This is a genomic window from Burkholderia sp. AU16741, from assembly GCF_002223345.1.
Lineage (GTDB): Bacteria > Pseudomonadota > Gammaproteobacteria > Burkholderiales > Burkholderiaceae > Burkholderia > Burkholderia sola.
In genome coordinates this window covers 231,309-249,816 of sequence record NZ_NKEZ01000004.1, presented here as the reverse complement: position 1 = coordinate 249,816, position 18,508 = coordinate 231,309, and the positions used below count along the sequence as shown (strand labels likewise).

Here is an 18,508-nt window from a genome sequence, read left to right as displayed (position 1 = left end):
GCATCCGAGAAGCGGTGAAGCGGAAAGGCGACGGGCGGCGCGACAGCCGCCCGAATGAAAAACGGACGCCGAAGGCATCCGTGGCTGCAGGCCGTTACTTGCCGATCGCGGCGCGGGCAGCCTTGACGGCCGCGCGTACCTGGTCGGGCGCGGTGCCGCCCGGGTGATTGCGGCTCGCGACCGACCCTTCGAGCGTCAGGTAGCCGAACACGTCGTCGCCGATCAGGTGCGCGACGTTCGGCAGTTCCTGCTTCATTTCGTCGAGCGTCAGGTCGGCGAGATCGATCCCGCGGTCGTCGCAGATCTTCACCGCGTGCGCGACGGCTTCGTGCGCGTCGCGGAACGGCAGGCCGCGCTTGACCAGGTAGTCGGCGAGGTCGGTGGCGGTCGAGAAGCCCTGCAGCGCGGCCGCGCGCATCGCGTCCGGCTTCACGGTGATGCCGGCGACCATTTCCGCGAAGATCCGCAGCGTGTCGGCGACGGTGTCGACCGTGTCGAACAGCGGTTCCTTGTCTTCCTGGTTGTCCTTGTTGTACGCGAGCGGCTGGCCCTTCATCAGCGTGAGCAGCGCCATCAGGTGGCCGTTCACGCGGCCGGTCTTGCCGCGCGCGAGCTCGGGCACGTCCGGGTTCTTCTTCTGCGGCATGATCGAGCTGCCGGTGCAGAAGCGGTCGGCGATGTCGATGAAGCCGACGCGCGGGCTCATCCACAACACGAGTTCTTCGGAGAAACGCGACACGTGCGTCATCACCAGCGCCGACGCCGCGGTGAATTCGATCGCGAAGTCGCGATCGGACACCGCGTCGAGCGAGTTCGCGCAGATGCCGTCGAAGCCGAGCGTCTTCGCGACCGCATGACGGTCGATCGGGTAGCTCGTGCCCGCGAGCGCGGCCGCGCCGAGCGGCAGGCGGTTCACGCGGGTGCGGCAGTCGCGCATGCGTTCCGCGTCGCGCGTGAACATCTCGACGTACGCGAGCAGGTGATGGCCGAACGTGACGGGCTGCGCGACCTGGAGGTGCGTGAAGCCCGGCATGATCGTGTCGGCGTTCTGTTCCGCGAGGTCGATCAGCGCGCCGCGCAGGTCGTTCAGCAGGCCGCCGATGCGGTCGATCTCGCCGCGCAGCCACAGGCGAATGTCGGTCGCGACCTGGTCGTTGCGCGAGCGGCCCGTATGCAGGCGCTTGCCGGCATCGCCGATCAGCGCGGTCAGGCGCGCCTCGATGTTCAGGTGGACGTCTTCCAGGTCGAGCTGCCATTCGAATTCGCCACGCTCGATCTCGCCCTTGATCTGCGCCATCCCGCGTTCGATCGCGGCGAGGTCGTCGGCGCTGATGATCTTCTGCGCGGCGAGCATGTTCGCGTGCGCGAGCGAGCCGGCGATGTCGACGAGCGCGAGGCGCTTGTCGAAAAACACCGACGACGTGTAGCGCTTGACCAGCTCCGACATCGGTTCCGAGAAGCGGGCCGACCAGGCCTCGCCCTTTTTGTGCAGTTGGGACGTCATGGCGATTCTTCGAAGGGGAGTTGGGCGGCCGTGCGCCGCCGAGGGAATCCCGCGATTCTAACATTCGCGCGGCGGGCGACCGGCGACCGGCGGCGGGCGACCGGCGGCGGGCGGCCGGCGCGGGTGAGGGCGGCGGCGCGCTCAGTCGCGCACCAGCACGACGAGCTTCAGGTCCTCGCGGTGCGCGGGCTTCAGCGTGATCTGCTGGTACACGAGGCGGCCGTCGGCCGGATGGTCGAATTCGCGCAGCCCGCCTTCGCGCTCGAACACGTCCTGCGACGCCCAGTACTGCGCGAACGCGTCGCTGCCGGCCGTCAGCGCGTCGATCAGCGCGCGCGTCGGCGCATCGGTCAGGTGGCGGATCGCGTCGGCGCGGAATTCGGCCGCGAGCCGCCGCGCGCGGGTTTCCCAGTCGACGATCAGCGTGCGGGCGGCCGGCGACATGAACGTGAAGCGCAGCAGGTTGCGGTCGTGCTCGCCGTCGAGCCAGCCGGAAAAGAGCGCGGCGGCCGGCGCATTCCACGCGAGCGCGTTCCATTGGCGGTCGAGCACGTAGGCGGGCGTCGCGATCGCGGCGACGGTCGCGCCGAGCGTCGGCGGCAGGTCGCCGCCCGCGACGTCGGGCTCGGCCGGGTCGCGCTGCGCGGCCAGCTCGAACAGATACGCGCGCTCGGCCCTGGACAACTGCAACGCGACGGCGATCCGGGCGAGCGCGTCGGCCGAGGCCGACACGGGCCGGCCCTGCTCGATCCACGTGTACCAGGTCGGGCTGACGCCGCACAGTTGCGCGACTTCCTCGCGCCGCAGGCCCGGCGTGCGGCGGCGCGGGCCGGGCGGCAGGCCGACGGCCTGCGGCGACAGCCGCTCGCGGTGGGCGCGGATGAATTCGCCGAGCGCGCGGGCGGGCGTGGCGTCGAGCGGCGGGACGGGGGCGGAGGACGGCTGGTTCATGCGGAAACGGCGAAGTGGAGGCGAAAACGCGGCAACGATCGAACGATCAGACAGGTGGATCGAATACCAGAATAACTGCTTAACTTGTACTGGTACAAACGCAGGCCTATTGTAGCGGCTCGCGCGCTGGCAGGGCAGCGCGCGTCCCACAAAACGTTGCACGGGGCCGGGTCGCGCGCGGATGCGCCGGGTTCGGCCGACTGCATCCAGGAAAGGAGCAAACAATGAAACATCACGACCAGGTCGCCGACGCATTCGGCACGACGGCCGCCGCCTATCTGACGAGCACGGTCCATGCGACGGGCGCCGACCTGCAAACGCTCGCCGACGCGGTGCGTGCGACGCCCGATGCCGCGGTGCTCGACCTCGGTTGCGGCGCCGGCCACGCGAGCTTCGCGGTCGCGCCGCACGTGCGCGACGTGGTCGCGTACGATCTCGCCGCGCCGATGCTCGCGACGGTCGACGCGGCCGCGCGCGAGCGCGGACTCGCGAACATCCGCTCGCAGCAGGGTCCGGCCGAGCGGCTGCCGTTCGACGCCGCGACGTTCGACTGGGTCGTGAGCCGGATGAGCGCGCACCACTGGCACGACGTGCGCGCGGCACTCGCCGAGGTGCGCCGCGTGCTGAAGCCGGGCGGCCGCGTGCTGATGATCGACATCGCGGGCAACGACCATCCGCTGCTCGATACGTATCTGCAGGCCGCGGAAGTGCTGCGCGACGCGTCGCACGTGCGCGACTACCGCGCGGACGAATGGCTCGCGATGTTCCGCGCAGCCGGTTTCGACGCGCAGGTGCACAGCCGCTGGCGGCTGCCGATCGATTTCGACACGTGGGTCCAGCGCATCCGCACGCCGGCCGACAGCGTCGCCGGCATTCGCGCGCTGTGGGCGCATGCGCCGGACGAGGTGCGCGGCTATTACGCGGTGCAGCCCGACGGTTCGTTCGAGCACGATGCGTTGCTGATCGACGCTCACTGAGCGTGCGGCGCGCGCCGCGCCGTTGCGCCATTTCGCATTTCGTCGTCGCATGAAAAAAGCCGCGATACGCAGGAACGCGTATCGCGGCTTTCGTTCTCCCGGCCGGCGCCGACCACGCCCGGCGCCCGCACCGCGCGCCGATCAGCCGGTGTTGCGCAGGCCGGCCGCGATCCCGTTGATCGTCAGGTGAATCCCGCGGCGCAGCCGCGCGTTCGTGTCGCCCGCGCGGTGACGCTTGATCAGTTCGACCTGCAGGTGGTTCAGCGGATCGAGATACGGGAAGCGGTTCTTGATCGAGCGCGCGAGCAGCGGGTTGGTCGCGAGGCGGCCTTCCTGCCCGGTGATTTCCGCGAGCGCCCGCGACGTGCGCTCCCATTCCGCGACGATCCGCTCGAACACGTGCTTGCGCAGCTTGCGGTCGGACACGAGCTGCGCATAGCGCGACGCGACCGCGAGATCGGTCTTCGCGAGCACCATGTCCATGTTCGACAGCAGGTTCGCGAAGAACGGCCAGGTCTTGTTCATCTTCTTCAGCAGCGTCACGCGTTTCGCGCGTTCGGCGTCGTCCTGCGCGCCGTCGAGATACGCGCTCACCGCGCTGCCGAAGCCGTACCAGCCGGTCAGCAGCAGCCGACACTGGCCCCACGAGAAGCCCCACGGAATCGCGCGCAGATCCTCGATCCTGCGCTGCTTCGGGTCCTGCAGCTTGCGCGACGCCGGGCGGCTGCCGATGTTCAGTTCGGCGATCTCGGTGATCGGCGTCGACGAGAAGAAGTAGTCGGTGAAGCCCGGGGTTTCGTAGACGAGCGCGCGATACGCGGCCATCGCCGAATCGGACAGCGTCTGCATCGCGGCCTCGAACGCGGGCAACTGCGCCGGCGCGTTCGATTGCGGCAGCAGCGACGCCTCGAGCGTCGCGGCGACGACCGTCTCGAGGTTGCGCCGGCCGATCGACGGGTTCGCGAACTTGCTCGCGATCACCTCGCCCTGTTCGGTCAGGCGGATCTGGCCGTTCACGGTGCCCGGCGGCTGCGACAGGATCGCCTGGTAGGTCGGGCCGCCTCCGCGGCCGACCGTGCCCCCGCGGCCGTGGAACAGCCGCAGCGTGATCTTGCGCTCGCGGAACAGGTCGACGAGCGCGAGTTCCGCGCGATACAGCTCCCAGTTCGACGTGAGGAAGCCGCCGTCCTTGTTGCTGTCCGAGTAGCCGAGCATCACTTCCTGTTCCGCGCCCTGATGCGCGATCAGCGCGTCGATGCCCGGCAGCGCGAAGTATTCGCGCATGATGCGCGACGCGTCGCGCAGGTCGGGAATCGTCTCGAACAGCGGGATCACCATCAGGCTGTTGCGCGCGTCGCTGCCCGGCACGCCGAGCGTGCCTTCGAGCAGGCCCGTCTCCTTCTGCAGCAGCAGTACCTCGACGAGGTCGCTGACGGTTTCCGTGTGCGAAATGATGTAGTTGCGCACCGCGCGCGCACCGAATTGCGCGCGGACCTCGCGCGCCTTCTCGAACACGCCGAGCTCGCTCTGCGCGAGCGCCGAGTATTCGATGTACGGCGAGCGCAGCGGGCGCGGATCGGCGAGCGCGGCGAGCAGCACGCGCAGCTTGTCTTCCTCGGCGAGGGCCGCATAGTCGGCCTCGACGCCCGCCCGCGCGAACAGTTCGGCCACCACCGCCTCGTGGATGTCGGAACTCTGGCGCAGGTCGATGCTCGCGAGATGGAAGCCGAACACTTCGGCCGCGCGCACGAGCGGCGCGAGGCGCGGGGCGGCGAGCGACGCGCCGTGGTGTTCGTCGAGCGACGCGGTCAGCACTTTCAGATCGGCGACGAACGCTTCGGAATCCTCGTACGGGATCGCGCGCACCGGCGGCGCGCCGCGGCCCGCGCTGCGCACCGGCACCGTGCCTTCGCCGAGACGCACGCGCGCGCTCGCGGCGAGCCGCGTGTAGATGCCGATCAGCGCGCGGCGATACGGTTCGTCGACGCGATGCGGCGACTGGTCGGGCGATGCGGCCGCGAGCGCCTTCACCGCGTCGTTCGCGCCGACCAGCAGGTTCGACACCGACAGCTCGGCGCCGAGCTTGTGCACCTGTTCCAGATAGTGCTCGAGGATCACCGCGGCCTGGCGGTTGATCGCCTCGTCGAGCGTCGCGGCCGTCACGTTCGGGTTGCCGTCGCGATCGCCGCCGATCCAGCTGCCCATCTGGAAGAACGCGGGCACGCGGGCCGACAGACCGTGCTCGGCGAGCGCGGCCTCGATGTCGCCGTACAGCGCGGGCAACTCGTCGAGGAACGTCGCGCGATAGTACGACAGCGCGTTCTCGATCTCGTCGCCGACCGTCAGGCGCGCGTCGCGCAGCATGCGCGTCTGCCACAGCGCGGTCACGCGCGCGCGCAGCATCGCTTCGTTGTACTGGCGCTCGCGCGCGGTCAGCTCCTGGTCGCGCTCGGCGAGCAGGCGCGCGATGTCGTGCTGCGCGTCGAGGATGCTCTTGCGCTGCACTTCGGTCGGGTGTGCGGTCAGCACCGGCACGATCAGCGCATCGTCGAAGAAGCGCTGCAGCAGGCGCTTCGACGCGTTGCCGGTGGTTTTCAGCTGGTCGAGCGCGTACGCGACCGTGCCCGGCTGCGGCGCGGAGCCGGCCAGCGCGTGGATGCGGCGGCGGCGGTTGTGGTGGCGGTCTTCCGCGATGTTCGCGAGGTGCGAGAAATAGCTGAACGCGCGCACGACGCTCACCGTCTGCTCGGGCGTCAGCTTGCGCAGCTTCTTCTCGAGCGTCTGCGCGGCTTCGCTGTCGTCCTCGCGGCGGAACTTGACCGCGGTCTGGCGGATCGTCTCGACCACGTCGAACACCGTATCGCCTTCCTGTTCGCGCACGACGTCGCCGAGCAGGCGGCCGAGGAAGCGGATGTCCTCGAACAGCGGGCGATCCTTGTCGTCGCGCGTGCGGGTGCCGGCCTTCGGCGCGACGGCATTGCGGGCGGGGCTCGGGGCTTTCGTCGCGCGTTTTGTCTGACGTATCGGGTCTTTCGGTTTCGTTGCCGTGGATTTCGTTGCCGTTTTCGCACGGCCGTTCGGGGCGGTGGCGACGGTGTCCGTCGAGGCATCGGGGGAGGGCAAGGCAGCATTGCGGCGCGCCGTACGCGCCGATCCGGAAGACTTCACGATGGGTTTCCTTGGGAAAGCTCGAGTCAAAAGGAACTGCGGAAACTGCGGGAACTGCGGTCAAGCAACCAGCTACGTGCGGCACGTCCGCACAACGGCGCCGCGACCCGCGCGGAAGCAGGCCGGGCGCAGGCTCCGGGCCCGGGCGGGCCGGGGCGTGCGTGCTACCATTGTTCGATCTTCAATCCCGTCCTTCGATGTTCCAGCAATGAATTCCGAGACCCCCGCGGCCGGGCCGCAGCAGGCACAGCCGCCCGCGACGTTGACGATTGCTTCGCGCGAGAGCCGCCTGGCGATGTGGCAAGCCGAACATGTGCGTGATGCGCTGCGCAAATTATATCCAGCTTGTGACGTGAAAATCCTCGGGATGACGACGCGCGGCGATCAGATTCTCGATCGCACGCTGTCGAAGGTCGGCGGCAAGGGCCTGTTCGTGAAGGAACTGGAGGCCGCGCTGGCCGATGGTCGCGCCGATCTCGCCGTGCATTCGCTGAAGGACGTGCCGATGGCGCTGCCCGACGGCTTCTCGCTCGCCGCGATCATGGAACGCGAAGACCCGCGCGATGCGTTCGTGTCGAACGACTACGCGTCGCTCGACGCGCTGCCGGCCGGCGCGGTCGTCGGCACGTCGAGCCTGCGCCGCGAGGCGATGCTGCGTTCGCGCTATCCGCACCTCGAGGTCCTGCCGCTGCGCGGCAACCTCGACACGCGCCTCGCGAAGCTCGACCGCGGCGACTACGCGGCGATCATCCTCGCGGCCGCCGGCCTGAAACGCCTCGGCCTCGAAACGCGGATCCGCGCGCTGCTCGACGTCGAAGCCAGCCCGCCGGCCGCCGGCCAGGGCGCGCTCGGCATCGAGATCGCCGCGCATCGCGACGACGTCGCCGCGTGGCTCGCGCCGCTGCACGACCCGCACACCGCGCTGGCCGTCGAGGCGGAGCGGATGGTGTCGCGCGCGCTCGGCGGCAGCTGCGAGGTGCCGCTTGCCGCGCACGCGGTGTGGCGTGCGGGCGAGCTGTACCTGACCGGCCGCGTGTCGACCACCGACGGCAAGCGCGTGCTGACGGCCGAGGCGTGCGGCGCGGTCGTGACCGTCGCCGATGCGCTCGCGCTCGGCCGCGCGGTGTCCGACGAGCTCGAGGCGCAAGGCGCGCTCGACATCGTCCAGGCGCTGCTCGCCGGCTCGCAGGCCGCGGGCAAGGGCGACGCCTGATGACGGGCGGCGCGCGCGCGTTCACCGCTGTCCTGACGCGTCCGGACGGCCAGTCCGACGCGCTCGCGTCGCAACTGGCCGACGCCGGCTGCGACGTGCTCGAATTCCCGCTGATCGATATCGCGCCGGTCGACGATCCGGCGCCGCTCGACGCCGCGTTCGCGGCGCTGGCCGACTACGCGCTGGTGATTTTCGTGTCGCCGAACGCGATCGACCGCGCGCTCGCGCGGTACGGCGCGATCTGGCCGAACGCGCTGCCGGTCGGCGTGGTCGGGCCCGGCAGCGTCGCGGCGCTCGAGCGTCACGGCATCGCGGCGCCCGCGCATCGCGTGATCGCGCCGCAGGCGCCGGCCGACGGCGGCGTGCCCCATTACGATTCGGAAAGCCTGTTCGCGAGCATCGACGCGGCGTTCGGCGGCGCGCAGGCGCTGGCGGGCAAGCGTGTGCTGATCGTGCGCGGCGACGGCGGGCGCGAATGGCTCGCCGAGCGCCTGCGCGAGGCCGGTGCTGACGTCACGCTCGTCGCCGCGTACCGGCGCGTCGTGCCGGAGCCGCGCGTCGGCGCGTGGGAGCGCGTGCACGCGCTGCTCGACGGCCAGCCGCACGCGTGGCTCGTCACGAGTTCGGAAGGCGTGCGCAACCTGCACGAACTCGCGCGGGCTCATCTGAACGATGCCGAGATCGACGCGCTGAAGCATGCGCCGCTCGTCACGCCGCACCCGCGGATCGAGCAGACCGCGCGCGCATTGGGTTTTGATAGGATTACGCTGACCGGCGCGGGCGATGAGCGCATCGTCCGCGCGTTTCGAACGATGGCCGACGAGGCCGTCCAACCGGCGACAGCCGTACCGGTGACTAAACGCATGACAGATACCAACGATTCCAAAAGCGTCGCTTCCCAGCCGGCCGCTGCATCCGCACCGCCGTCCAGCCCTCCTTATCTCGCGTCCGAGCCGCGTGCGCGCCGCGGCGGCAGCGCGGTGCTGTGGTTCGTCGTCGTCGTGCTCGGCTGCGCGGCAGGTGTCGGCGGCTATGCGCTGAACCGCAAGATCGACCGGCTCGACGGCACGTTCGTCGCGCGCCAGAAGGCGCTCGACGCGCAAGCGGCCGAAACGCGGATGAAGACCGAGCAGGCGCTCGCCAGCACGCACCAGGTCGACACGCAGCTCGCGCAGCTCGACGGCAAGCTTGCCGATGCGCAGAGCGCGCAGCAGGCGCTGCAGCAGCAATACCAGGACCTGTCGCGCAACCGCGATGCGTGGATGCTCGAGGAAGTCGACCAGATGCTGTCGAGCGCGAGCCAGCAGCTTCAGCTGACCGGCAACACGCAGCTCGCGCTGATCGCGCTGCAGAACGCCGACGCGCGTCTCGCGACGTCGCAGAGCGCGCAAGCCGTCACGGTGCGCAAGGCGCTCGCGCAGGACATCGAGAAGCTGAAGGCCGCGCCGGCGGCCGATCTCACCGGCCTCGCGATCAAGCTCGACGACGCGATCGCCAAGATCGACGCGCTGCCGCTGTCCGGCGAGGCGATCGTGCCGCACGCGGCGCCGAAGGCCGCGCCGGCCGAGCCGGCCTCGTCGGTCGCCGCCGGCGAGCCGCGCTGGAAGGTGTGGTGGCACGCGTTCTCGGCCGGCCTCGGCGAGCAATTGAAGGGCCTCGTGCAGGTGCGCCGGATCGACAACGCGGACGCGATGCTCGCGTCCCCCGATCAGGGCTACTTCGTGCGCGAGAACGTGAAGCTGCGCCTGCTCACCGCGCGGCTGTCGCTGCTGGCGCGCAACGACAGCGCGATGAAGGCCGACCTGCACGCCGCCCAGGCGTCGCTTGGCAAGTATTTCGATCAGGCATCGAAGGATACGCAGACCGTCGAGGATCTGCTCAAGCAGGTTGACGGCGCATCGCTGACGGTCGCGGTGCCGAACCTGAACACGAGCCTGAACGCCGTTCAGCAGTTCAAGAGCCGGGGGTAACGATGACGCTTCGAGGAATCGTCTGGCTCGCGGTCCTGTTCGCGATCGCCGCGGCGCTTGCGACCGTCGGCCGTTTCGACGCGGGGCAGGTGCTGCTCGTCTATCCGCCGTACCGGATCGACGTGTCGCTGAACCTGTTCGTGATCGCCATCGTCGTGCTGTTCATCGTCGTGTATGCGCTGCTGCGCATCGTGCGCAACATCTGGCGCATGCCGCAGCGGGTCGCCGCGTATCGGGCGCGTTCGCGCAACGAGAAGGCGCAGGCGTCGCTGCGCGACGCGATCGCGAACCTGTACGCGGGTCGTTTTTCGCGTGCCGAGAAGGCTGCGCGCGAAGCGATGTCGGTCGACGCGAACCTGGGCGCCGCGAGTCTCGTCGCGGCCACGGCCGCGCACCGGATGCACGAGTACACGCGCCGCGACGACTGGCTGTCGAAGGTCGACGCGCCCGAATGGCAGGATGCCCGCCTGCTCGCCGCGGCCGACATGCGCGCGGATGCACGCGACGCCGACGGCGCGCTCGCCGCGCTGGCCGACATGCAGGCCGGCGGCAAGCGCATTCACGCGCAGCAGGTCGCGCTGCGTGCGCAGCAGCAACTGAAGAACTGGGCCGAGGTGCTGAAGCTCGCGAAAGCGCTCGAAAAGCGCGAGGCGCTGCATCCGGCCGCGGCCGTGCGGCTGCGTCAGCAGGCCGCGGAAAACCTGTTGCGCGAACGCCGGCACGATCCGGATGCGCTGCTTGAGGTGTGGCAGTCGCTGTCGCCGGTCGAGCGCCAGTCGCCGCGCCTGGCCGATCTCGCGGCCGAGTTGCTGGTGCCGCTCGAGCGCCGCAACGAAGCGCGCCGCATCGTCGAGGACGCGCTCGCGCACAACTGGGATGCACGCCTGCTGCGCCGTTACCCGGACACGGCCGGCGCCGATGCGCTGCCGCTGATCCAGAAGGCCGAAGGCTGGAAGAAGGATCATCCGGACGATGCCGACCTGCTGTTCGCACTCGGCCGCCTCTGCCAGCAGCAGCAGTTGTGGGGCAAGGCGCAGTCGTTCCTCGAATCGGCGCTGAAGCTGGCCGACAACGAGGCGCTGAGGGTGCGCGCGCATCGTGCGCTCGCCCGCCTGTTCGAGCAGCTCGGCGAAACCGACAAGGCGGCGAAGCACTACCGCGAAAGCGCGCTCGCGATCACCGTGGTGTGACGCGGCGCTGCGCCGCTCGGCGCCGTGTAAAAAGCCCCGAACGCCGATCGGCCTTCGGGGCTTTTTTTCGTCCGTCGCGAGGCAGCAGGGTGCGCGGCGCGCGGGGCGTTACGCGCCGAGCCTGCGCAGCAGGTCGTCCTCGCTTGCGACGAACCACACCGATTGCCCGCGATTGCACTCGCGAACGAGCGCGCGCAGCGCTTCGCTGTGCGCGAGCCAGCGGTCGATGTCGCCGACGACGCCGAGCCGGACGCCGTAGTTGGCCAGCTTTTGCAGCACGGCGCCGGCCAGCTTGCTGTCGAGCCGGAAGAAGTCGTCGTGCAGCGAGTCGACGGGAACGGCGATCCAGTCGGCTTCATGCTCGTGTGCGAGCGCGACGAGATCGAGCGCGTCGCTTTCCCGCTGCACGAGGTCGGCGGAAGGATCGCGGACCAGCACGCGGCTGCCCGCCACCTGAACGATTCGATGGTGCATGTCGAGTGCTTCCGTCGATGAGAGAAAAGTGCGTAAGGCGTCGCGCTGCCCGCGGATGAAGTGAGGCTGCTCGGGAAGAAACCGCACCTGCGCGTGCGGCACGAGGCGCGTCAGGCGATCCCGCGTGTCGCGGGAATCGAGCATCACGTCGCGGCCGCCGACGATCGCCAGCACGGGCATGGACAACGTGCGGAGCATGGCGTCGTCGAATCGCGGAACCGGCTCGATGCGCGGACGAAAGCCGCGATCGATCGCGCGCATCAGGGCGAGCGCGTCCCGTTCGGCCGGCGTCGATGCCGGCGGCAGGCGACCCAGCACGCGCCGCCGCACGCATGCGCGCCCGGCATCGCCGAGCAGCAGCAGCGGCAGCGCCCACCACAGAAACGGCTTCTGCCTGCCGATGCCGGACGGGCAGAGCAGCGCGAGCCGGGTGACGCGCGTCGGCCGGCGCAACGCGAAGTCGAGCGCCGTGCGCGCGCCGAGCGAGATGCCGACGAACGCGGCGCGCGGCACCTGCAGACCGTCGAGCACGTCGTCGAGCCACTGCGCATAGGCGTCGCCCGCGAGCGGCGGCCGCGACGGCGCGCTCGGTCCCGCTTCGCCGATCACGTCGATCGCGTAGAGCCGGAAGTGCGTCGACCACGCGGCCGCGTGATGCTGCCAGCTTGCCGCCGTCGTCTGTGCGCCGTGGATCAGCACGACCGGCGGCGCGTGTTCGGGGCCACAGACGATCACGTGCGTCGCGCCAAGACGCGTTTGCACGGTGACGCGCCGATGTCCGGCCGGCCAGTGCGACAGCGCGGCCGCGTAAGCGGTGCGAATCGCGCGGGCATGGCGGGGTGACTTGAAGATTGCGCTCATGTCCCGCTTTGCTGAAGCAGCATGTCGAGCGACGACATCAGCGCGGCCGTGTCGGCCGGTGTCGCGGCCACGATGATCTTGACCACGCTCGACGCGGGATCGAACGTGACGTCGATTCGCACGGGGTCGACATACGAGGTGCGGCCGGACGCCATCGCGTGCAGCGATCGCGACAGGTACTGGTGCAGCGACTGCGACCCATCCGGAATGTCGACGATGCTGGTGACGCGCACCGCACGCGGCGCGGGGGCGGCCGGCTCCGTCCGGGCGAACGCGGCGAGGTCGACATCGAGGATGCGGTATGCGCGACCGACCCGCGTTGCGCGCAGCTTGCCGTCGCGAATGAACCGCAGGACGGTCTTCGGGTGGACGCGCAGGCGGGCGGCAGTGTCTTCGACGGTGTGGAACATGAGTTGTAGGTAATTCCCTGATTATCTTTATTGTTCCATATATGAAGGAGCATAAGGGAATATTTTGGTGATCAAGGGATTGTCGCCGGATGGGCGGGACATTCCGCCGATCGGGGTTGTGCCTGTCCGGAATCGAAAACGCCCCGGCGACCGGCAATGCCGGACGTCGGGGCGTATCGGGGGAAACGAGCCGGAAATCGGCCGGCGTGTTCGAGAAATCCGGGTGCGCCTTTACGCGCCGCGCGTCGTCACTTGTCGACGAGCCGCTTCGGCACCGACAGCGCCAGCAGCCCGCCGAGCACGAGGAACCCGGCCAGCATGTACATGCCCGCATCGTTGGCGCCTGTCGCCTGCTTGAGCCAGCCCATCAGGTACGGGCTCAGGAAGCCCGCGAGGTTGCCGATCGAGTTGATCATCGCGATGCCGGCCGCGGCGGCCGTGCCGCCGAGGAATGCGGTCGGCAGGCTCCAGAACAGCGGCAGCGTCGTCAGGATGCCGATCGTCGCGAGCGTGAGGCCCAGCATCGCGAGCGCGGTCTGGTGTGCCCAGACCACCGACAGCACGAGGCCGAGCGCGCCGATCGCGGCCGGAATCGCGAGGTGCCAGCGGCGTTCGCGGCGCTTGTCCGCGCTGCGCGCGATCAGGATCATCGCGACCACCGCCGCCGCATACGGAATCGCCGACAGCAGGCCGATCATGAACGTGTCGGTCACGCCCGTCGCCTTGATGATCGTCGGCAGCCAGAAGCCGACGCCGTAGAGCCCCATCACGAACGAGAAATAGATCAGCGCCATCAGCCAGACGCGCGGGCTCGACATCACGGCGCCGAGCGGCGGGTCTTCCTTGGTGGCTTCTTCCGCGTCGACGTTGCGGGCGAGCAGCGCCTTTTCTTCGTCGGTCAGCCACGTCGCCTTCGCGATCCGCTCGTCGAGCGCGAAGAACACGAGCACGCCGGCGAGCACCGACGGAATGCCTTCGAGCAGGAACAGCCATTGCCAGCCGTGCCAACCGCTCACGCCGTCGAACGCCTTCAGGATGAAGCCCGAGATCGGCCCGCCGATCACGCCGGACAGCGCGACGGCCGTCATGAAGAACGTCGTCATCCGGCCGCGCCGGTGCGCGGGATACCAGTAGGTGAGGTAGAGGATCACGCCGGGGAAGAAGCCTGCTTCGGCGACGCCGAGCAGGAAGCGCATCACGTAGAACATCGCGGGCGTCGTGACGAACATCGTCAGGATCGAGATCACGCCCCACGTCGCCATGATGCGGGCGATCCACACGCGGGCGCCCACCTTGTGCAGGATGATGTTGCTCGGCACCTCGAACAGGAAATAGCCGAAGAAGAAGATCCCTGCGCCGAGCCCGTACACCGTGTCGCTCAGGTTCAGGTCGCTCGCCATCTGCAGCTTCGCGAACCCGACGTTTACGCGGTCGAGATACGCGACCACGTAGCACAGCAGCAGGAGCGGCAGGAGCCGCCACGACACCTTGCGGTAGGTTGCTTCCTCGAATGCGCCGGACGAGCCCGGCAGCGACTGCGTCGATGTTGCCATGTTGTCTCCTGTCGATCGAGGTTGGCGCTTTGGCGCTTGCTTGGATCCCATGCTTTGCGGTCGATCCAAGTTGGCGCTTTGGCGGTTGCCCGGATCCCATGTACCGCTGTCGTTGTAGTTGGCCGGCGCAGACGCAGCGGCGCGTCCGATCCGGTTTCGTGCAAAGCAAGACGGGCGATCGTGCGGCCGGTACAACTAGATGCAACGTCCGCCGTCGACTTCGAGGCACACGCCGGTGATGAATTCGGCTTCGTCGGACGCCAGGTACAGCGCGGCGTTCGCGATGTCCTGCGGCGTCGAGAAGCGGCCGAGCGGGATCGTCGCGAGGAAGCGGCGGCGATTGTCCGGCGTGTCCTCGCAGCCCATGAACTCGGTCATCAGCGCGGTTTCGCCGAGCACCGGGTTGATGCAGTTCACGCGGATGCGATCGGCGCCGAGCTCGGCCGCGAGCGACTTGCTCGCGGTGATCATCGCGCCCTTCGTGCTGTTGTACCAGACGAGGCCCGGGCGCGGCCGCACGCCGGCCGTCGACGCGACGTTCACGAACACGCCGCCGCCCTGTGCGCGGAAATACGGCACGAAGGTCTGCACGCACCAGAACAGGCTCTTCATGTTGACCGCGTACACGCGGTCGAATTCGGCTTCCGTCACGTCGAGCACGGGCTTGTTGCGGTGCGTGGTGCCCGCGTTGTTCACGACGATCTGCACCGAATGGAAATCGTCGAGCGCGGCCTGCAGCAGCGCGCGCCAGTCGTCCTCCTTCGACACGTCGCCGGCCATCGCGATCGCCTTGCCGCCCGCGAGCGCGATCTCGCTCGCGACGCGCTCGGCCGCCGCGCCGTTCAGATCGTTGACGACGACGTTCGCGCCTTCGCGCGCATACGTCTTCGCGATGCCTTCGCCGAACCCCGAACCGCCGCCCGTGACGATGGCCGTCTTGCCGCTCAACCGCATGGTGTGTCTCCTGTACTTGTATCGAGTCGTTGCGCGCCGCGCGTTCAGCCGTGCCGGATCGCGATCGTCTTCAGCGCGGTGAAGCCGTACAGCGCCTCGAAGCCTTTCTCGCGGCCATGGCCCGAATGGCCGACGCCGCCGAACGGCAGCTCGACGCCGCCGCCCGCGCCATAGTTGTTGATGAACACCTGGCCCGCGCGCAGGCGCCGCGCAAGCCGCATCTGGCGCGCGCCGTCGCGTGTCCAGATGCCCGCGACGAGGCCGTACGGCGTGCCGTTCGCGAGCGCGACGGCTTCGTCCTCGTCGACGAAGCGCATCGCCGCGAGCACGGGGCCGAACACTTCCTCCTGCGCGAGCCGGTGCGACGGCGGCACGTCGCGCAACAGCGCGGGCGCCTGGTAGAAGCCGGTTTCGGGCGCGTCGGCGACGACCTGCCCGTGGCCGGCCATCGGAATGCCGTCGTGCTGCGCGTCGGACAGGAAATCCCACACGCGCTGCTGCTGCTTCGCGTTGATCAGCGGGCCGCAATCGAGATCGGCGCGGCTCGGGCCGACGCGCAGCCCGTTGAACGCGGTGGCGAGGCGCTCGACGAGCGGCTCGTACACCGCGCGCTCGATCAGCACGCGGCTGCCGGCCGAGCACGTTTGCCCGCCGTTCTGCACGATCGCGGACACGAGCACGGGCAGCGCCGCGTCGAGATCGGCATCGGCGAACACGATTTGCGGCGACTTGCCGCCGAGTTCGAGCGTGACGGGCACGTGGTTCTCGGCCGCCATCTGCGTGACCAGCTTGCCGGTGGCCGGCGAACCCGTAAACGAGATGTGGTCGATGCCCGGATGGCGGGCGAGCGCGGCGCCCGCTTCGTGGCCGTAGCCGGTGACGACGTTGAGCGCGCCGGCCGGCAGCCCGGCTTCGGCGGCGAGCTCGGCGACGCGCAGCACGGACAGGCATGCGTCCTCGGCCGGCTTGACCACGCATGCGTTGCCGGCGGCCAGCGCCGCGCCGACGCTGCGCCCGAAGATCTGCATCGGGTAGTTCCACGGCACGATATGCCCCGTGACGCCGTGCGGCTCGCGCACCGTCAGCACCGTGTAGCCGGCCTGGTAGGGGAGGGTTTCGCCGTGCAGCTTGTCGGCGGCGCCCGCGTAGAACTCGAAGTAGCGCACGAGCGCGGCTGCATCGGCGCGCGCCTGCTTCAGTGGCTTGCCGGTGTCGCGTGCCTCGATCGCGGCGAGTTCCTCGATCGAATCGGCCACGCGCGCCGACAGCCGCATCAGCACGCGGCCGCGTTCGGCGGCGCTCGCGGCGCCCCACGGGCCCGCGAACGCGTCGCGGGCCGCGGAGACCGCGCGCTCGACGTCGGGCGCGGTGCCGCGTGCGATCGTCGCGAACGGCTGTCCGTCGGACGGATCGACGACCGCGATGGTTTCCAGTTGCGCGGGCAACGTCCATTCGCCCGCGATGAAGTGCTTCGCCTCTTCCATGTCTCCTCCTGTCGACCCAAGTTAGCGCTTTAGCGCTTACTTGGGTCCCATGCAAAGCGGTCGACGCAAGTTAGCGCTTCAGCGCTCGCTCGGATCCCATGCATCGCAGTCGACCCGGTCAGCACTTTGGCACCGACTCGTGCCTATGCTTTGCGATCGACGTGCCGCGCCGCCGCCGGTTCGACGCCCGGACATCCGGAACGATTATCGCGCCGATCGTCATCCGGACGCCACCGGTCGATTGGCTATAATGGCGCATTCCTTTTGGGGAATGCCCGCGGCCATGCATCGGCCGCGGCGCCCTGTCCCGAATTCCCATCGACCTACAGAGAGTGCTCATGAGCTTCAATCATGTTCCGGCCGGCAAGGACCTGCCGCAAGATTTCAACGTGATCATCGAGATTCCCGCGCAAAGCGATCCGGTGAAATACGAGGCGGACAAGGAACTGGGCCTCCTCGTCGTCGACCGCTTCATCGGCACGGGCATGCGCTACCCGGTGAACTACGGCTACATCCCGCAGACGCTGTCGGGCGACGGCGATCCGGTCGACGTGCTGGTGATCACGCCGTTCCCGCTGCTGGCCGGCTCGATCGTGCGTTCGCGCGTGCTCGGCATGCTGCAGATGACCGACGAGTCGGGCGTCGACGCGAAGCTGGTCGCGGTGCCGCACGACAAGATCTGCCCGATGACGGCGAACCTGAAGACGATCGACGACGTGCCCGAGTACCTGAAGGACCAGATCAAGCACTTCTTCGAGCAATACAAGGCGCTCGAGAAGGGCAAGTGGGTGAAGGTCGAAGGTTGGGCCGGCATCGAAGCCGCGCACAAGGAAATCACCGACGGCGCCGCGAACTACAAGAAGTAAGCGGCGTGCCGGCCGGCGGCCGGCACGTACGGAACGCGAACCGCGCGTGTCTCCTCAGGAGGCCGCGCGGTTTTGTTTTGCGCGCGCGGTTTTCCGGCGGGCGGACGCGGAGACGGGCGGGAGCGGGGTGGCCGGTGCTTTCCTCGCGCGTTTCGCGCGGGACGCGGCAACGGACGGAGCGGCGGCTTCGGCGGCTTGCGTGGCCGCTGGACGGCGGCGGGCCGGTGCGGAAGCGGCGTCTTCGCGTACGTTCGCGGCGGCTGGTTTGCCAGCGGCGGCCGGCGCCTTCGTTTTTGACGACGCGGATGCGGGCGGCAGGCCGGGTTTCTTTACCGGTGTGCCACGCGACGCGGTCGTTTTTGCGGCTGCATCGCCGTCGGCTTTGGCACGTTTCGCGCCCGGCCCGGCTTGATTTGGCTTCGTCGACTTCGCGGCTTGTTTGCCCTTCGCCGTTTTCGCCTTCTTCGCGGCCGTTGCAGCCCCGCCGACTTTCCCGGCCTTCACCTCTTTCCCGGCCACCTGTTCCGTTGCAGCCGTCTCCGCCGCATCGCCGACATTTTCCGCCTTCCCTTTCTTCCGCCCGCGCGCCGTCGCCTTCGTCCGGGCCGTGTCTCCGCTCTCGTCGCGTGACGTGACGACCACCGGCAACACCGATTCCAGCGTCCGCAACCCGGCCGCCAGCTCGCGCTTTTTCGCGGGCGTGAGCCGCTTCACCCAGTATTCGGCGCGCGACGCGCTCGACCGGTCGGGCAGCGCAAACGCCGCGAGCACCGCGCGCGGCTTGCGCGAGCGCGTGTAGCGCGCGCCCTTGCCGGACGCGTGTTCGTCGAAGCGCGCGGCGACGTCGGTCGTGATGCCCGTGTAGACGCTGTCGTCGGCGCATTCGATCAGATACAGAAACCAGGACATGGCAGGGCGGCGGGATGCGAAGCC

The 18,508-nt window shown here is 69.2% G+C and carries 14 protein-coding genes; 5 read left to right on the top strand and 9 right to left on the bottom strand.

All coding sequences use genetic code 11. The features are described from left to right. Positions 1-94 precede the first annotated feature (94 nt). Complete coding sequence (gene argH / locus CFB89_RS12600; protein ID WP_069620362.1) at positions 95-1,504, bottom strand: argininosuccinate lyase; 1,410 nt, start codon at positions 1,502-1,504, stop codon at positions 95-97. A gap of 141 nt (positions 1,505-1,645) precedes the next feature. After that, the gene (locus tag CFB89_RS12595) at positions 1,646-2,455 is read right to left on the bottom strand and encodes a helix-turn-helix transcriptional regulator (protein ID WP_089468177.1); all 810 of its coding nucleotides are present in this window, start codon (positions 2,453-2,455) and stop codon (positions 1,646-1,648) included. 224 nt (positions 2,456-2,679) lie between these two features. Between CFB89_RS12595 and CFB89_RS12590 the strand changes: the two genes are divergently transcribed. Further along, a complete protein-coding gene (locus CFB89_RS12590; RefSeq protein WP_089468176.1) occupies positions 2,680-3,432 on the top strand; it encodes a class I SAM-dependent methyltransferase in 753 nt (250 codons plus the stop codon). Positions 3,433-3,573: 141 nt separating this feature from the next. Here the strand turns inward: CFB89_RS12590 and ppc are convergent, their stop codons facing one another. Further along, positions 3,574-6,600, bottom strand: coding sequence for a phosphoenolpyruvate carboxylase (gene ppc, locus CFB89_RS12585; protein WP_089468175.1), 3,027 nt, complete (start codon positions 6,598-6,600; stop codon positions 3,574-3,576). Positions 6,601-6,808: 208 nt separating this feature from the next. Between ppc and hemC the strand changes: the two genes are divergently transcribed. Genes hemC through CFB89_RS12570 form a run of 3 tightly spaced genes read left to right on the top strand, consistent with a single transcriptional unit; the run spans position 6,809 to position 10,973 of the window. Then, positions 6,809-7,813 (top strand): hydroxymethylbilane synthase, encoded by a 1,005-nt coding sequence (gene hemC / locus CFB89_RS12580; RefSeq protein WP_089468174.1) that lies wholly within the window; start codon positions 6,809-6,811, stop codon positions 7,811-7,813. Further along, the gene (gene hemDX, locus CFB89_RS12575; protein ID WP_089468173.1) at positions 7,813-9,783 is read left to right on the top strand and encodes a fused uroporphyrinogen-III synthase HemD/membrane protein HemX; all 1,971 of its coding nucleotides are present in this window, start codon (positions 7,813-7,815) and stop codon (positions 9,781-9,783) included. The genes hemC and hemDX overlap by 1 nt, the downstream gene beginning before the upstream one ends. A 2-nt stretch (positions 9,784-9,785) precedes the next feature. Further along, positions 9,786-10,973, top strand: coding sequence for a heme biosynthesis protein HemY (locus CFB89_RS12570; RefSeq protein WP_089468172.1), 1,188 nt, complete (start codon positions 9,786-9,788; stop codon positions 10,971-10,973). 108 nt (positions 10,974-11,081) lie between these two features. Here CFB89_RS12570 and CFB89_RS12565 read toward each other — a convergent pair whose 3' ends face one another. The 5 genes from CFB89_RS12565 to CFB89_RS12545 all read right to left on the bottom strand — a co-directional run bounded on the left by CFB89_RS12565 (position 11,082) and on the right by CFB89_RS12545 (position 16,709). Next, on the bottom strand, positions 11,082-12,308 hold the full coding sequence (locus tag CFB89_RS12565) for an alpha/beta fold hydrolase (RefSeq protein WP_089468171.1): 1,227 nt from the start codon (positions 12,306-12,308) through the stop codon (positions 11,082-11,084). Continuing rightward, on the bottom strand, positions 12,305-12,718 hold the full coding sequence (locus tag CFB89_RS12560) for a helix-turn-helix domain-containing protein (protein ID WP_089468170.1): 414 nt from the start codon (positions 12,716-12,718) through the stop codon (positions 12,305-12,307). Before CFB89_RS12560 ends, CFB89_RS12565 begins: the two co-directional genes overlap by 4 nt. Positions 12,719-12,966: 248 nt before the next feature. Continuing rightward, positions 12,967-14,271, bottom strand: coding sequence for an MFS transporter (locus CFB89_RS12555; protein WP_089468169.1), 1,305 nt, complete (start codon positions 14,269-14,271; stop codon positions 12,967-12,969). A gap of 195 nt (positions 14,272-14,466) precedes the next feature. After that, positions 14,467-15,225: an SDR family oxidoreductase gene (locus CFB89_RS12550; protein ID WP_089468168.1), complete on the bottom strand. Its 759-nt coding sequence runs from the start codon at positions 15,223-15,225 to the stop codon at positions 14,467-14,469. Positions 15,226-15,269: 44 nt separating this feature from the next. Beyond that, the gene (locus tag CFB89_RS12545) at positions 15,270-16,709 is read right to left on the bottom strand and encodes an aldehyde dehydrogenase family protein (RefSeq protein WP_089468167.1); all 1,440 of its coding nucleotides are present in this window, start codon (positions 16,707-16,709) and stop codon (positions 15,270-15,272) included. A gap of 338 nt (positions 16,710-17,047) precedes the next feature. Between CFB89_RS12545 and ppa the strand changes: the two genes are divergently transcribed. Beyond that, the gene (gene ppa, locus CFB89_RS12540; RefSeq protein ID WP_006489643.1) at positions 17,048-17,575 is read left to right on the top strand and encodes an inorganic diphosphatase; all 528 of its coding nucleotides are present in this window, start codon (positions 17,048-17,050) and stop codon (positions 17,573-17,575) included. A gap of 54 nt (positions 17,576-17,629) precedes the next feature. Here ppa and CFB89_RS12535 read toward each other — a convergent pair whose 3' ends face one another. Next, complete coding sequence (locus CFB89_RS12535; protein ID WP_089468166.1) at positions 17,630-18,484, bottom strand: GIY-YIG nuclease family protein; 855 nt, start codon at positions 18,482-18,484, stop codon at positions 17,630-17,632. Positions 18,485-18,508: the final 24 nt, after the last annotated feature.